General features: G+C 73.4%; 13 protein-coding genes. 9 read left to right on the top strand and 4 right to left on the bottom strand.

Annotated elements, in window-relative coordinates:
* Nucleotides 1–24 precede the first annotated feature (24 nt).
* Both QRX60_RS41945 and QRX60_RS41940 read left to right on the top strand, forming a co-directional pair.
* Nucleotides 25–759: a phosphatase PAP2 family protein gene (locus tag QRX60_RS41945; RefSeq protein WP_285997021.1), complete on the top strand. Its 735-nt coding sequence runs from the start codon at nucleotides 25–27 to the stop codon at nucleotides 757–759.
* 24 nt (nucleotides 760–783) lie between these two features.
* A complete protein-coding gene (locus QRX60_RS41940) occupies nucleotides 784–2,010 on the top strand; it encodes a hypothetical protein (protein WP_285997020.1) in 1,227 nt (408 codons plus the stop codon).
* Here the strand turns inward: QRX60_RS41940 and QRX60_RS41935 are convergent.
* Nucleotides 2,007–2,345, bottom strand: coding sequence for an ArsR/SmtB family transcription factor (locus tag QRX60_RS41935; RefSeq protein ID WP_285997019.1), 339 nt, complete (start codon nucleotides 2,343–2,345; stop codon nucleotides 2,007–2,009). The two genes, QRX60_RS41940 and QRX60_RS41935, sit on opposite strands and share 4 nt — an antisense overlap.
* Here QRX60_RS41935 and QRX60_RS41930 point away from each other — a divergent pair.
* Complete coding sequence (locus tag QRX60_RS41930) at nucleotides 2,317–3,159, top strand: MFS transporter (protein ID WP_285997018.1); 843 nt, start codon at nucleotides 2,317–2,319, stop codon at nucleotides 3,157–3,159. The two genes, QRX60_RS41935 and QRX60_RS41930, sit on opposite strands and share 29 nt — an antisense overlap.
* Here QRX60_RS41930 and QRX60_RS41925 read toward each other — a convergent pair.
* Both QRX60_RS41925 and QRX60_RS41920 read right to left on the bottom strand, forming a co-directional pair.
* Nucleotides 3,156–3,356, bottom strand: coding sequence for a hypothetical protein (locus QRX60_RS41925; RefSeq protein ID WP_285997017.1), 201 nt, complete (start codon nucleotides 3,354–3,356; stop codon nucleotides 3,156–3,158). The genes QRX60_RS41930 and QRX60_RS41925 overlap by 4 nt on opposite strands.
* Nucleotides 3,353–3,760 carry a DUF6010 family protein gene (locus tag QRX60_RS41920; RefSeq protein WP_285997016.1) on the bottom strand — a complete coding sequence of 136 codons (408 nt, stop codon included), beginning with the start codon at nucleotides 3,758–3,760 and terminating at the stop codon, nucleotides 3,353–3,355. The genes QRX60_RS41925 and QRX60_RS41920 overlap by 4 nt, the downstream gene beginning before the upstream one ends.
* A 132-nt stretch (nucleotides 3,761–3,892) precedes the next feature.
* On the opposite strand from QRX60_RS41920, the gene QRX60_RS41915 reads away from it, so the two are divergent.
* The 6 genes from QRX60_RS41915 (at nucleotide 3,893) to QRX60_RS41890 (ending at nucleotide 12,627) form a co-directional block, all read left to right on the top strand.
* A complete protein-coding gene (locus QRX60_RS41915; RefSeq protein WP_285997015.1) occupies nucleotides 3,893–4,531 on the top strand; it encodes a TetR/AcrR family transcriptional regulator in 639 nt (212 codons plus the stop codon).
* A gap of 112 nt (nucleotides 4,532–4,643) precedes the next feature.
* Nucleotides 4,644–6,116 carry an amidohydrolase family protein gene (locus tag QRX60_RS41910; protein ID WP_285997014.1) on the top strand — a complete coding sequence of 491 codons (1,473 nt, stop codon included), beginning with the start codon at nucleotides 4,644–4,646 and terminating at the stop codon, nucleotides 6,114–6,116.
* Nucleotides 6,113–7,234, top strand: coding sequence for a M20 family metallopeptidase (locus QRX60_RS41905; protein ID WP_285997013.1), 1,122 nt, complete (start codon nucleotides 6,113–6,115; stop codon nucleotides 7,232–7,234). Before QRX60_RS41910 ends, QRX60_RS41905 begins: the two co-directional genes overlap by 4 nt.
* A 32-nt stretch (nucleotides 7,235–7,266) precedes the next feature.
* The gene (locus QRX60_RS41900; RefSeq protein WP_285997012.1) at nucleotides 7,267–8,148 is read left to right on the top strand and encodes a GNAT family N-acetyltransferase; all 882 of its coding nucleotides are present in this window, start codon (nucleotides 7,267–7,269) and stop codon (nucleotides 8,146–8,148) included.
* Nucleotides 8,145–9,251 (top strand): o-succinylbenzoate synthase, encoded by a 1,107-nt coding sequence (menC, locus tag QRX60_RS41895; protein ID WP_285997011.1) that lies wholly within the window; start codon nucleotides 8,145–8,147, stop codon nucleotides 9,249–9,251. Before QRX60_RS41900 ends, menC begins: the two co-directional genes overlap by 4 nt.
* Nucleotides 9,252–9,279: 28 nt before the next feature.
* A complete protein-coding gene (locus QRX60_RS41890) occupies nucleotides 9,280–12,627 on the top strand; it encodes a serine hydrolase (protein ID WP_285997010.1) in 3,348 nt (1,115 codons plus the stop codon).
* On the opposite strand, the gene QRX60_RS41885 is transcribed toward QRX60_RS41890, so the two are convergent.
* Nucleotides 12,617–13,531 carry a quinone oxidoreductase family protein gene (locus tag QRX60_RS41885; protein WP_285997009.1) on the bottom strand — a complete coding sequence of 305 codons (915 nt, stop codon included), beginning with the start codon at nucleotides 13,529–13,531 and terminating at the stop codon, nucleotides 12,617–12,619. The two genes, QRX60_RS41890 and QRX60_RS41885, sit on opposite strands and share 11 nt — an antisense overlap.
* Nucleotides 13,532–13,534: the final 3 nt, after the last annotated feature.

Here is a 13,534-nt window from a genome sequence, read left to right as displayed (position 1 = left end):
GCCGGTCGGGTAGTCTCGCGCCGCATGTCCTCGGAGAGCGTCCGGCGCAGGTGGCCCGCATGGTATTTCGAGGCGCCGCTGCTCGTCGCCGGGTACGTCGCCTTCGGCCTGGCGCGGGCCGCGGTCTACCGGGGCGACGCGGCGGCCACGAGCACCGCGGTGTTCGTCCAGCGTCTGGAGCAGACCCTCCGGATCGCCGTCGAGCACCCGCTCAACCACGCGATGCTCGCGCATCCGGTCGCGATGTACCTCACCGGCTACTTCTACCGGCTGTGCGTTCTCGCCGTACCGGCCGTCCTGATCTGGCTCCGCGTCTCCCACTTCGCGCGCTACCGCCGGCTGCTGGCCGTGCTCGTGGTGCTGATGCTCCTGGACATCCTGCTGGTGTGGCTCTTCCCGGAGTCCCCGCCGCGGCTCGCGCAGAGCGGCATCGTCGACTACATGGCGACGTACGACATCCTCGGCGGAGCCGCTTCCCGCACCCCCAGCCGGGCGGTGAACCCGCTGGCGGCGATGCCGAGCATGCACATCGCCTGGACGACCTGGTGCGCCTACACGGCGTGGTCGGTGCTGCGCCGGCGCGGTCCGAGACGTGCGTGGCCGGTCTGGCTGTTCCCCCTCGGCACGGCGTTGGTCCTCCTCGTGACCGGGCACCACTACGTCCTGGACATCGTCGCCGGGGTCGCCCTCGTCGCGATCGCGATCGGGCTGACCCGGCTGGTACAAGAGCTGTACAACCGCCGATGTACGAAATTTTGACTCGCGCGTGCGGCAATGGCGCCCATGCGAACTCCGAAACTGCTCCTCCTCGCGCTGGCCGTGGTGGCCGGCGCACTGGCGCTGCCCGGTACGGCCAGTGCCGCCTACAGCGACCCGCTGACGACGACGACCAAACAGAACCTCGTCTGGCACGCGACGCCGGCCGCCGCGCTGACCGCGCTGGACAACGCGCTGCCGAACGTCAGCCTCAACACCGTCGTCAACGACACCAGCTATTCGATGACCGGCTGCACGAGTGCGGAGAAGGCCGCGCTGCCCAAGGCCCCGGTGGCGACGAAGTCGCTGTGCTGGGACGCCGACCGCGCCGGCACGACGACGTGGAGCCCGCAGGGCATCACGACGTCCGGCGACGCCGACGACGACGGCCTGTGGGGTGCGGACAAGATCATCCTGTCCGGCTGGCACGGCACCGACGCGCTCGGCCGCTACAACGATGCGCGGATCCAGGCGATCAACTACAACGATCCCGCCGCGGCCGCGCACCGGATGATGTACCTGGCCGTGCCGAACAGCACCGGCAGCAGCTTCTCCGCGGCGCAGGCCCACATGGGCGGGATGGCCTGGTACGGCGACAAGATCTACGTGACCGCCGAGGGCAGCACCTCGACCGCGATCCGGGTGTTCAGCACCAAGCACATCCTGCAGATGACCGACACGACGTCGAACGCGATCGGCAAGACCTCGAGCGGGTATGCCGCCTACACCTACAAGTACGCGATGATGCAGGTCGGCTACTACACCTACGCGGGCGGCACGTGCAGCATGGCGTCCGACACGGGCGTTCCGTGCTTCTCCTCGATGTCGCTGGACCGCAGCACGACCCCGGCGTCGATCGTGACGACGGAGTACTTCTCCGACCAGAGCCTCCACGGCCGCCTCTACCGCTTCCCGATGGGCACGGACTACCTGCTGACCGGGACCGCGTCCGAGGCGTTCCGCAGCTACGTCGGCAACATGCAGGGAGTGCTGTCCCACAACGGAAAGTGGTACGTGGCCCACAGCTCGGCGACGATCAACGGCCAGCTCTGGGCCCAGACGACCGCGGCGAGCACGTCGGCGACCTGCGGCACCACGACGGCCTGCTGGGCGATCCACCCGGAGGCGCTGACGTACGACTGGTCGACGGGGCTGGTCTGGTCGCAGTCGGAGTGGTCGACCGCGGACTGCAAGGCGCAGAACCAGGTCTGCGGGCGGTCGGTGTTCGCGGTGCCGCTGTCCTCGCTGGGTTAACCGCCGAGGAGGGACGTTCCGAGCGCCGTGACCAAGTAGAGGACCTGGCGCCCGGAACGTTCCCGGTCCACCAGGCCGTTCTCGCGCAGGACGGCCAGGTGCTGCGGCACCGCGCTGGGCGTCACGCCGAGCGCGCGGGCCAGCTCGGTCGTGGTGGCGGGCGAGCGCAGTGCTTCGAGGAGTGCGGCACGGGGGCGGCCGAGCAGCCGGACCGTGCCCTCCGACGGCGGGCGCGTGCCCGCCGTCCACAGGGCGCCGCGGCCGCGGGCCGGGTAGCGGACCGTCGTCTGCGTGGACGTGCGCCGCTTGACCAGGACGTGCGGGCAGCCGAGCACGACGGCCCAGGCGATCCTGCCGGACCTGGTCGCGCGGCCCCTGCTGCCGCGCGCCAACGGCCGTCAGCAGGCGGTCACCACGATCACCGAGCAGTTCGCCGGCCCGCCGCTGGGCAGCCTGCTGTTCGGCGTCGCGGCGGCGCTGCCGTTCGCGCTCGACGCCGTCTCCTTCGCGCTGTCCGCCGTGCTGGTGGCGACGCTGCCGCGGCGCGCCCGCGGCGCCCGGCCGCGCTCCGCGGTCCGGGACGGCCTGGCGTGGCTCCTGCGCCACCGGCTGCTGCGCACACTGGCGATCCTGGTGGGCGTCAACGCCTTCTGCGGCCAGCTCGCCGCCGCGACACTGGTGCTGCTCGCCACGCAGGTCGTGCACCTCGACGCGCGCGGCTACGGCCTGCTGCTCGGCGGGGCCGCGCTCGGCAGTGTGCTCGGCGGCCTGGTCAACGCGCGCATCGTGGCCGGGATCGGGGCGCGGGCGGCGCTGCTGACCGCGCTGGTGGTGAACGTCGGCGCGTTCGCGGGCATCGGCCTGAGCCGCGACGCCGTGGTGCTCGGCGCGTTCCTCGCCGTGACCGGTTTCGTGACGACGCTGTGGAACATCGTCACCGTCGGGCTCCGGCAGCAGCTCGTGCCGTCCTCGCTGCTCGGCCGCGTCACGAGCGCGTACCGGCTGCTCGCCTGGGGCCTGATCCCGGCCGGCACCCTGGCCGGCGGGCTGGTGGCGCACGGGCTGGGGCTGCGGGCGCCCTATCTCGTGGCGGCCGCCGTGCGCGGGCTCGCGCTGGTGGTGGCGCTGCCCGTGCTGGTCCGGGACTAGGCGCCGGGGTGGCCGCAGGCGTAGACGTTCGCCGAGGCCAGCCGGACGCAGGCGGGGCACGTGTTCACCGGCCGGTCGCGGCGGCCGTAGTAGGGGTATCGCGCGCCGCACAGCGCGACGACCACCTCGCCCGGTCGGGGATCCGGGTGGCACCGGGGGCAGAAGGCGTGTGCGGCGCGTTCGACGTCGGTGCTCATGCCCCGCCGGGTACCCGCGACTCAGGTGCGCCAACCCGCCGGAACCGGCCGCCGGTGAAGCACCAGATCGCGATCACCGGGTCGCAGAACGCGCAGCCGAACGACGAGTCGTGGGCGAACGGCAGGATCGGCTGGCCCTTGAGGTGGTGGACGACGTCCCAGCCGGTGTGCAGGAGCCAGCCGATGCCGATGAACGTCCACGAGTCGAGCCCGCGGAAGGCGACGTACGTCATGACCGCGCAGAAGGCCAGCTCCCACGGTCCGAGCGCGCCGCCGGAGAGGTAGGCCGCGCCGGCGCCGCCCACCATGACGGCGTTGACCTTCCGCCGGTGGGGTTCGCGGATCAGCGAGCTGAGGACGACGTAGAGGAAGCCGATCAGGATCGGCGCGAGCACTGCGATCATGATCGCCACGCTAGGAACGCCCGCTCCGCGCGACCAGTGGCTGTTCTGTCACGCTCCGCCGATTTCTCGCCAGCGCGCGGGCTCCGTAAGGTGGGGGCCGGCGGATGATCAGGCTGACCAGGTGGTTTCGGAATGAACGTGAAGGCGGCCCGCGCGAGTGCGACGCGGGAGAGCATCCTCGTGACGGCGGAGCGGCTGTTCGCCGAGCACGGGGTGCAGGTGGTGTCCAACCGGCACATCAGCGAGGCCGCCGGGCAGGGCAACAACGCCGCCGTGAACTACCACTTCGGCACCAAGGTCGACCTGGTCCGCGCGATCGTCCGCCGGCACTCGGAGCGGATGGAGCGCCTGCGCGCCGAGCTCGTCGAGGCGATCGAAGACGACGGTGACCTGCGTGACTGGGTGGCCTGCCTGGTCCGCCCGAGCACGACGTACCTGCGGGAGCTGGGCGCCCCGACGTGGTTCGCCCGCTTCAGCGCGCAGGTGATGACCGACCCGGCGCTGCGGGAGATCATCGCGGAGGAGTCACTGGCGTCCCCGGCGCTCGCCCGCGCGGTGGCGGGGCTGAACCGCTGCCTGGACGGCCTGCCGGCGGACGTCCGCGCGGAGCGCAGCGACATGGCCCGCCAGCTGATGATCCACATGACGGCGGAGCGCGAGCGCGCGCTGGCCGAGGGCACCCCGACACCGCGAGCGACCTGGGACGACGCCGGGACGGGCCTGATCGACGCGATCACCGGCCTGCTCCTGGCGCCCGTCACGCCGGCCTGACGCGTTCGTCCGCGCGGATCAATCCGGCCGCTCCGGTTCGTCGGCGCGGACCAACGGAACGGGCCGGAATCCTCCTAACGTCGCCGGGGAGCGACGACGAGGAGGCGGACGGGTGCACACACTCTTGCGGGGTGGCCGGGTCGTGGATCCGGGGAGCGGGTTCGACGGCCTCGCCGACGTCCTCCTGAACGACGACCACGTCGAGGCCGTCGGCCCGGGGCTCGACGCGCCCGGTGCCACCGAAGTCGACGTCAGCGGGCTCGTCGTCGGGCCCGGGTTCGTCGACGTGCACAGCCACGTGCACTCGATCGCCGGGCAGCGGCTGCAGGCCATGGACGGCGTCACCACCGCCCTCGACCTCGAAGCCGGGCTGATGCCGATCGAGCGCGCCTACGCCGAGGCCGCCGCGGCCGGGCGGCCGCTGCACTACGGCTTCTCCGCGTCCTGGGGTGCGGCCCGCGCGCAGGTCCTCGCCGGCATCGCGCCCGACGCGCAGATCGACAGCGGCCTTGCCGTCCTCGGGAACCCGCAGTGGCAACGAAGTTCGTCGAAGCAGGAACTGGCCGGGTGGCTTTCCCTGCTCGAAGCCGAACTCGCGAAGGGCGCCCTCGGCATCGGCGTCCTCATGGGCTACGCGCCCGCGACCGAGCCCGGCGAGTTCATCGCCGTCGCGCACCTGGCCGCGAAGGCCGGCGTGCCCACCTACACCCACGTGCGCGAGCTGGTCGAGGTCGACCCCGCGATCCCGGTCGACGGCTCCGTGGAGATCGCCGCCGCCGCGGGCGAGACCGGTGCCGCGATGCACCACTGCCACGTCAACAGCACCTCCGGCCACCACATCGACCGCGTGCTGGTCACCCTGGACACCGCCCGCCGGGAAGGCTCGCGCGTCACCGTCGAGGCCTATCCGTACGGCGCGGGCAGCACGGCCGTCGGCGCCGCCTTCATCGACCCGGACCGCCTGCGGCTGAAGGGCTTGAAGCCGTCGAGCGTCGTCATCCTGGAGACGGGGGAGCGGGTCCGCGACGAAGGACGCCTGCGGCAGCTGCGGCGGGAAGACCCGGGCGCGCCCTGCCTCCTCGAGTTCCTCGACGAGGCCGACCCCCGCGACCGCGGGCTGCTGCACCAGGCGCTCGCGTTTCCCGACGCCGTCGTCGCCAGCGACGCCATGCCCGTCTCCTGGCCGGACGGCCGCAGCGAGAGCACCGAGTGGCCGCTCCCGCCGGGCGGCGCGACGCACCCGCGGACCGCGGGCACCTACGCCAAGACCCTGCGCCTGATGGTCCGGGAAGCCGAGGAGTGGAGCTGGCTCGAAGCGTTCCGCCGCTGCTCGTACCTGCCGTCGCGGCTCCTCGACGACGTCGCACCCGCCGCCCGCCGCAAGGGGCACCTCGGTGTGGGCGCCGACGCCGACCTCGTGGTCCTCGACCCGGACCGCGTCACCGACGCCGCGACCTACGCCGACCCCACCCGCCCGTCCGTCGGTGTCCGGCACCTGTACGTCGCGGGAGTTCCGGTTGTCAGCGAAGGGAAACTCGACACCGGAGCGCTGCCCGGCAAGCCGCTGCGTGGTGAGCCGCGGTGATCGACGACATCGAGACGCTCGTCCGGTGCGAGTCGCCGTCGTCAGACCACGAAGCCGTCGCCCGCAGCGCCGAAGCCGTCGCCGGGATCGGCCGCCGCCTGCTCGGGGTCGAGCCGGAGCGCATCGTCACCGACGGCTGCACGCACCTGCGCTGGCGGTTCGGCGACGGCCCGCCGCGCGTCCTGCTGCTCGGCCACCACGACACCGTGTGGCCGCTGGGTTCCCTGCGCACGCACCCCTTTTCGGTCGAAGACGGCGTCCTGCGCGGTCCCGGCTGCTTCGACATGAAGGCCGGTGTCGTGATGGCCCTGCACGCCGCCGCGGCGCTGCCCCGCCGGGACGGGCTCTCGATCCTCGTCACCGGCGACGAGGAGATCGGCTCACCGCGGTCGCGTGCGCTGATCGAGGAAGAGGCCAAGACCTGCGAGGCGGTCTTCGTCCTCGAAGCCTCCGCCGACGGCGGTGCGCTGAAGACCCGCCGCAAAGGCGTTTCCCTGTACCGGATCGAGGTCGAGGGCCGCGCCGCGCACGCCGGGCTCGAACCGGAGAAGGGGGTCAACGCGGGGATCGAGGTCGCCCACCAGATCCTCGCCGTGGCCGCGCTCGCCGACCCGGACCGCGGCACCACGGTCGTCCCGACCGCGCTGAGCGCCGGGACGACGACCAACACCGTGCCCGCCGCGGCGAGCGTCGCGGTCGACGTGCGGGTGTGGGACGCCGCCGAGCAGGAGCGCGTCGACCGGGCCGTCCGAAGCCTGCGGCCGGTGCACGAGAACGCCCGGATCCGCATCGCCGGTGGGATCAACCGGCCACCATTGGACGTGGCCGCCTCGAAAGATCTCTTCGCCCTGGCCCGGAAGTTCGCGGCCGGGCCCCTCACCGAGGCGGCGGTCGGGGGCGCGTCCGACGGCAACTTCACGGCCGGGCTGGGCATTCCGACGCTCGACGGCCTCGGCGCGGTGGGCGGCGGCGCCCACGCCGACGACGAACACGTCGTCGTCGCCGAGCTGCCGCGCCGGACCGCGCTGCTCGCCGCCCTCACCGAAACCGTGCTGGCGCACCGGAGTTCGTCCGTCCCGACGAACGCGCGGGACGAATCCGGTGCGGCACAACGGTGACCCACCGGCCGGGTCCGGAGAGGATCGTCAGCGTGACAGAAGTCGTGACGAACACAGCCCCGCCGCTGCGGGACGAGGCGGCCGTCGCGGCGACCGCCGCCGCCACGGCCTCGGGGGTCCACGTCCGGACCCTGGCCGAGGTCGCCGACCTGACCGCCGTGACCCGGCTCTTCGAGTCGATCTGGCGCCCGGCCCCCGGCAACCAGCCCGTGACGCCCGAACTGCTGCGCGCCATGGTATCGGCGGGCAACTACGTCGCGGGCGCGTTCGACGGGCCCGACCTCCTCGGCGCGTGCTTCGGGTTCTTCGGCGGGCCCGCGAAGGGCGGGCTGCACAGCCACATCGCCGGGGTCGCCACCGCCGGGCACGGACGCGGCATCGGCTTCGCGCTCAAGCTGCACCAGCGCGCGTGGGCCCTGCGCCAGGACGTCCGGGTGATCTCGTGGACGTTCGACCCGCTGGTGCGGCGCAACGCCCACTTCAACCTGACCAAGCTCGCGGCGCGGCCGGAGCAGTACCTGCCGGACTTCTACGGCCCGATGCACGACGGCATCAACGGCGCGGGCGACACCGACCGGCTCATGGCCGTCTGGGACCTGGCGAGCCCGTCCGTGCGGGCGGCCGCCGAGGGCAGGCCGGCCCGGCTCGACGCGGCCGCGCTGAGGAAGCAGGGCGCCGCGGTCGCGCTGGCGGCCGGCCCCGACGGTGCGCCGGTCACCGGGCCCGCCGACGCGCCGGTCGTGCTCGTCGCCGTGCCGCCGGACATCGAGGCGCTCCGGCTCGCCGACCCCGGCCGCGGCCGGGCGTGGCGGGTCGCGCTGCGGGAGGCACTGGGCGGCCTGCTGGCCGGTGGCGCTTCGGTCGCCGGATTCGATCGTGCCGGCTGGTACGTGATCGCGAAGGAGCAGTCGTGAAACTCACCGGTGTGGAACTCCTGCGGGTCCGGATGCCGCTCGTGGCGCCGTTCCGGACGTCGTTCGGCACGCAGTCCGAACGCGAGCTGCTGCTCCTGCGCGCGGTGACGGCCGAGGGCGAGGGCTGGGGCGAGTGCGGCGCGATGGTCGACCCGCTGTACTCCTCGGAGTACGTCGACGGCGTCGAGCACGTGCTGCGGACCTTCCTCGTGCCGGCCCTGCTCGCCGCCGGCGACCTCACCGCGAACAAGGTCGCGCCGCTGCTCGCGAAGTTCAAGGGCCACCGGATGGCGAAGGGTGCCCTCGAAATGGCGGTGCTCGACGCGGAGCTGCGTGCCCACGGCGTGTCCTTCGGCACGGCGCTGGGATCCACCCGCGACTCGGTGCCGTGCGGGGTGTCCGTCGGCATCATGGACACGGTCCCGAAGCTCCTGGACGTCGTCGGCGGCTACCTCGACGCCGGGTACCTCCGGATCAAGCTGAAGATCGAGCCGGGCTGGGACGTCGAGCCGGTGCGCGCGGTCCGGGAGCGCTTCGGCGACGACATCCTGCTGCAGGTCGACGCGAACACCGCGTACACGCTTTCGGACGTGCCGCAGCTGCAGCGGCTCGACCCCTTCGACCTGCTGCTGATCGAGCAGCCGCTCGAAGAGGAGGACGTGCTCGGCCACGCCGAGCTGGCCAAGCACATCCGGACCCCGATCTGCCTGGACGAGTCCGTGGTCTCCGCCCGCTCGGCCGCCGACGCGATCAAGCTCGGCGCGTGCCGGATCGTCAACATCAAGCCGAGCCGGGTCGGCGGGTACCTGGAGGCGCGGCGGGTGCACGACGTCTGCGCCGCGCACGGCGTCCCGGTGTGGTGCGGCGGGATGATCGAGACCGGGCTGGGCCGGGCGGCCAACGTCGCGCTCGCGTCGCTGCCCGGGTTCACCCTGCCCGGCGACACCTCGGCGTCGGACCGCTTCTACACCAGCGACATCACCGAACCGTTCGTGCTCGAAGACGGCCGGCTGCCCGTGCCGTCCGGCCCCGGTCTCGGCGTCACCCCGATCCCGGAGCGGCTCGCCGAGGTGACCACCGCGAAGTCCTGGCTCACGGCATGACCACAGTCATCCCCCCGAGGAGATCCGCATGACCCGCCGTCTCGGCATCGACGACCTGTACGCCCTGGAGTTCCCCGAGCAGCCGGCGATCTCGCCAGACGGCGCCCGGATCGTCTACGCGCTGCGCACCGCCGACCGCGACCAGGACGAGGACGTCCGCTCGCTCTGGGCGGTCGCCACCGGCGACGGCGAGCCGCGCCGGCTGACCCGCGGCAGCGCCGACGCGGTACCGGCGTGGTCGCCGGACGGGACGCGGATCGCTTTCCTGCGCGCCCAGGACGGCCCGCCGCAGCTGTGGCTGCTCCCCGCCGACGGCGGCGAACCCGAGCAGGTCACCACGCTTCCGCTGGGCGCGGGCACCCCGGTGTGGCGCCCGGACGGCACCGAAATCGCCTTCAGCGCCCCGGTCGACCTCGCCGCCGAGGAGGGCGAAGACGACGGCGCGCAAGGCCGCCGCGCGAGCGCCCCGGTGGTCGCCGACCGGCTGGACTTCAAGGCCGACGGCGCCGGGTTGCTGCGGACCCTGCGCAAGCACGTCCACGTCCTCGACGTCGCCACCGGGGAGGTCCGGCGGGTGACGTCGGGGGACTGGCACGCGGGCGACCCGGCCTGGGCGCCGGAGGGCGGGCGGTTGGCCTTCCCGGCGGCGCGCGACGCCGACGCCGACCTGACTTTCCGTTCGGGTACCTACGTTCTCGACACCGGCGACCGCACGGCCGAGCCTCGCCTGGCCGGCTCGGGCGAAGGCATGAGCGGGACGGTCACCTGGACCGCGGACGGCGAGGCCCTGCTCGTCGTCGGCCGCCGGGACACCGCCACGGGCCACGCCGGACTGCTGCGCGTGCCGCTGGACGGCGGTGCGATCGTCGACCTCGCCGCGCCGCTGGACCGCACCGTGATGCCGGGCGGCCCCGGGTATCCCGGCGCGCTCCCGCAGCTCGCCGGCGACGGTTCCACGGTCCTGTTCTGCGTCCGCGACCGCGGCTGCACCCACCTCTACGCCGTCGACGTCGCCGGTGGCGAGCCGCGGCGCGTCCTCGGCGAGGCCGGGACCACCGTCGCCGGGCTGAGCGTCGCCGGGAACACCGCGGCGGTCCTGCTGGTCACGCCGACGTCGTACGGCGAGATCGCGACGGTCGACCTCACCGGGGGAGCGGCGCGGGTGCGCACCGCGCACGGCCCCGGCGACATCGAGCTGTTCGCCCACGAGGAGCGGGAGTTCACCGTCTCCGACGGCACGGTCGTGCACGGCTGGCTGCTGCGCGACCCCGCCCGCACCGGCCCGCGGCCGCTGCTGCTGGACATCCACGGCGGCCCGCACAACGCGTGGAGCGGCACCGCCGACGGCGTGCACCTCTACCACCAGCAGCTTGCCGCCCGCGGCTGGGCGGTGCTGCTGCTCAACCCGCGCGGCAGCGACGGCTACGGCGAAGCGTTCTACACCGCCGCGGTCGGCGGCTGGGGCGTGGCCGACGCCCAGGACTTCCTCGAGCCACTGGACCAGCTCGTGGCCGAAGGGGTGGCGGACTCGCGGCGGCTCGCGGTGTCCGGCTACAGCTACGGCGGCTTCATGACCTGCTACCTGACCAGCCGCGACGACCGGTTCGCGGCGGCGGTCGCGGGCGGGGTCGTCAGCGACGTGGTCAGCATGGCCGGCACGTCCGACGGCGGCCACTACCTGGGCGTCGCCGAGTTCGGGGCCGTCCCGGCGGAGAACCGCGCGCACTACGCGGCGCTTTCCCCGCTGGCGCAGGTGGAAAAGGTGCGCACGCCGACACTGGTCCTGCACGGCGCCGCCGACGACCGGTGCCCGGCGGGCCAGGCCGAACAGTGGTTCACCGCCCTGCGCGAGCAGGGCGTGCCCACCCGGCTGGTGCTCTACCCGGGCGCGTCGCACCTGTTCATCCTCGAGGGCCGCCCCTCGCACCGCGCCGACTTCAACCGCCGCATCGTGGACTGGGTCGAGCAGCACGCGGGCGAGCCGGGCAAGCCGGCGCGGGTGCCGATCGACGCCGCGCACTGGCGCCGCCGCCTCGCCGAGCTCGCGCGCCGGCACCGCGTCCCCGGCGCCGCGCTGGGCATCCTGCGGCTCGACGGCGACGAGGTCGTCCAGGCGAGCTGCGGCGTGCTGAACAAGGCGACCGGTGTCGAGGTCACCGACGAGTCGGTGTTCCAGATCGGGTCGATCACCAAGGTGTGGACGGCGACCGTCGCCATGCAGCTGGTCGACGAAGGGCTGCTGAAGCTCGACGCGCCGATCGCCGACGTCCTGCCCGAGCTGCGGCTCGCCGACCCCGACGTCACGAAGAAGGTGACGCTGCGGCACCTGCTGACCCACACCAGCGGCATCGACGGCGACGTCTTCACCGACACCGGCCGCGGCGACGACTGCCTCGAGAAGTACGTGGGGCTGCTGGACCAGGCCGCGCAGACCCACCCGCTCGGCGCGACCCTGTCCTACTGCAACTCGGGGTTCGTCCTCCTCGGCCGGGTGATCGAGAAGCTGACCGGCAAGACGTGGGACGCGGCCCTGCGCGAGCGGCTGTTCACCCCGCTGGGCCTGAAGCGCACGAGCACCCTGCCGGAGGAAGCCCTCCTGCAGCGCGCCGCGGTGGGGCACGTCGCGGCGGGGGACGCCGAGCCGCAGCCGGCGCCGGTGTGGGGGCTGCAGCGTTCGGCGGGCCCGGCCGGGCTCATCTCGGCGTCGGCCGACGACGTCCTGGCGTTCGCCCGCCTGCACCTGACCGGCGGTCTCGGCCCGGACGGCTCGCGGGTGCTCTCGGCGGAGTCGGCGAAGGCGATGACCGAGCAGCAGGCGGAAATGCCGGACCAGGACACGCTCGGCGACTCGTGGGGCCTCGGCTGGATCCGCTTCGACTGGGACGGCCACCGCGTGTACGGCCACGACGGCAACACGATCGGGCAGGCGGCGTTCCTGCGGGTGCTGCCCGAGCAGGGGCTGGCGGTCACGCTGCTCACCAACGGCGGCAGCACCCACGACCTCTACGAGGAGCTCTACCGCGAGATCTTCGCCGAGCTGGCGGCGGTGGCGATGCCGCGCCCGCTCGAACCGGCCGTGCCCCCGCCCGCGGTCGACGCGTCCGAGTTCCTCGGCGTCTACGAGCGGGAGTCGGTCCGGATCGACGTCCTCACCCGCGACGAGAAGCTGTGGATGCGCCAGACCGTCACCGGCCCGCTCGCCGAGCTGGTGCCGGAGACGACGACCGAGGACGAGCTGGTGCCGATCGGCCCGGCGCAGTTCGCCTTCAGTCCCGCGGGCATGCGGGGCTGGATTTCGGTGACCTTCTACACGCTCCCGACGGGGGAGCGGTACCTGCACTCGGGCGTGCGGGCGACGCCGAAGGTCAAGGAGTGAGGACGAGGCGCTGAGTGCTGCCGGTGTCCCTCCAGGCGGTTTCGACGTCCTGGAGGGGCACCGCGCGAGCGTCGATCCGGAAGGTGCCGATCTCGTTCACCAGGGCGTGCAGCTCGGCGACGATGTCCTTGGTCGGTACCGAACCCTGGCCGCTGCCGACGAGCTGCAGGCGCGCCGCCCGCAGCGCGGCCGAGGGGAGCTCGATCGTCCGCCCCGCCACCGAGCCGACCTCGACCCAGGTCAGCGGGCGGCCGCGGTCGGAGCGGTCGGTGACGATCGTGCGCAGCGCCTCGGCGGTCGGCGGGCCCCAGACGTAGTCGAGGACGACGTCGACGTCGGCGGCCTTGCCGAGTTCGCCGAAGGTGAGGGCTTCGTCGGCCGGCACCTCGGCGAGCCGCCCGGCGTCGCGCCCGGCGGCGATCACCCGGCCCGCGCCGAGGTGCTTCGCGACCTGGACGGCGAGCCGGCCCGCGTTCCCGGTGGCGCCCAGGACGAGGACGTCCTGCCCGGCGGCGAACTCGATGCGCCGGCGCAGGGCGACCCAGGCCGACATCGCGGGGTTCATGCCCGCGGCGACGAGCACCGGGTCGGCGCCCTCGGGCAGGACGACGCTGCGTCTCGTGTCCACGACGGTGCGTTCGGCCATGGCGCCCACGGGGGTGTCGGGCAGGACGAAGTACCGGAGGGTGCCGTCGGGGGTCCGGCCGACGCCGTCGATGCCCGGGACGAACGGAAGTTCACCCCGTTCGGTGTAGTGCGAACCCTCGGCCTGGGAGCGGACGCGCGGGTGCAGGCCCGCGGCGACGACGTCGACGAGGACCTCGTCGGCGCCGGCCGGCTTCGGCTCGGCGAAATCCTGGCAGGTGGGGGGAGTCCCGAACTCGGTGACGACAGCAGCGCGCATGAC

Source organism: Amycolatopsis mongoliensis, assembly GCF_030285665.1.
Lineage (GTDB): Bacteria > Actinomycetota > Actinomycetes > Mycobacteriales > Pseudonocardiaceae > Amycolatopsis > Amycolatopsis mongoliensis.
Note: the sequence above shows the minus strand (reverse complement) of the source record. Positions and strands in the feature narration are given on the sequence as shown.

Coding starts and splice junctions, on each gene's coding strand:
- QRX60_RS41945 (WP_285997021.1), top strand. CDS start 25: ATGTCCTCGGAGAGCGTCCGGCGCAGGTGGCCCGCATGGTATTTCGAG.
- QRX60_RS41940 (WP_285997020.1), top strand. CDS start 784: ATGCGAACTCCGAAACTGCTCCTCCTCGCGCTGGCCGTGGTGGCCGGC.
- QRX60_RS41925 (WP_285997017.1), bottom strand. CDS start 3,356: ATGAGCACCGACGTCGAACGCGCCGCACACGCCTTCTGCCCCCGGTGC.
- QRX60_RS41920 (WP_285997016.1), bottom strand. CDS start 3,760: ATGATCGCAGTGCTCGCGCCGATCCTGATCGGCTTCCTCTACGTCGTC.
- QRX60_RS41915 (WP_285997015.1), top strand. CDS start 3,893: ATGAACGTGAAGGCGGCCCGCGCGAGTGCGACGCGGGAGAGCATCCTC.
- QRX60_RS41890 (WP_285997010.1), top strand. CDS start 9,280: ATGACCCGCCGTCTCGGCATCGACGACCTGTACGCCCTGGAGTTCCCC.
- QRX60_RS41885 (WP_285997009.1), bottom strand. CDS start 13,531: ATGCGCGCTGCTGTCGTCACCGAGTTCGGGACTCCCCCCACCTGCCAG.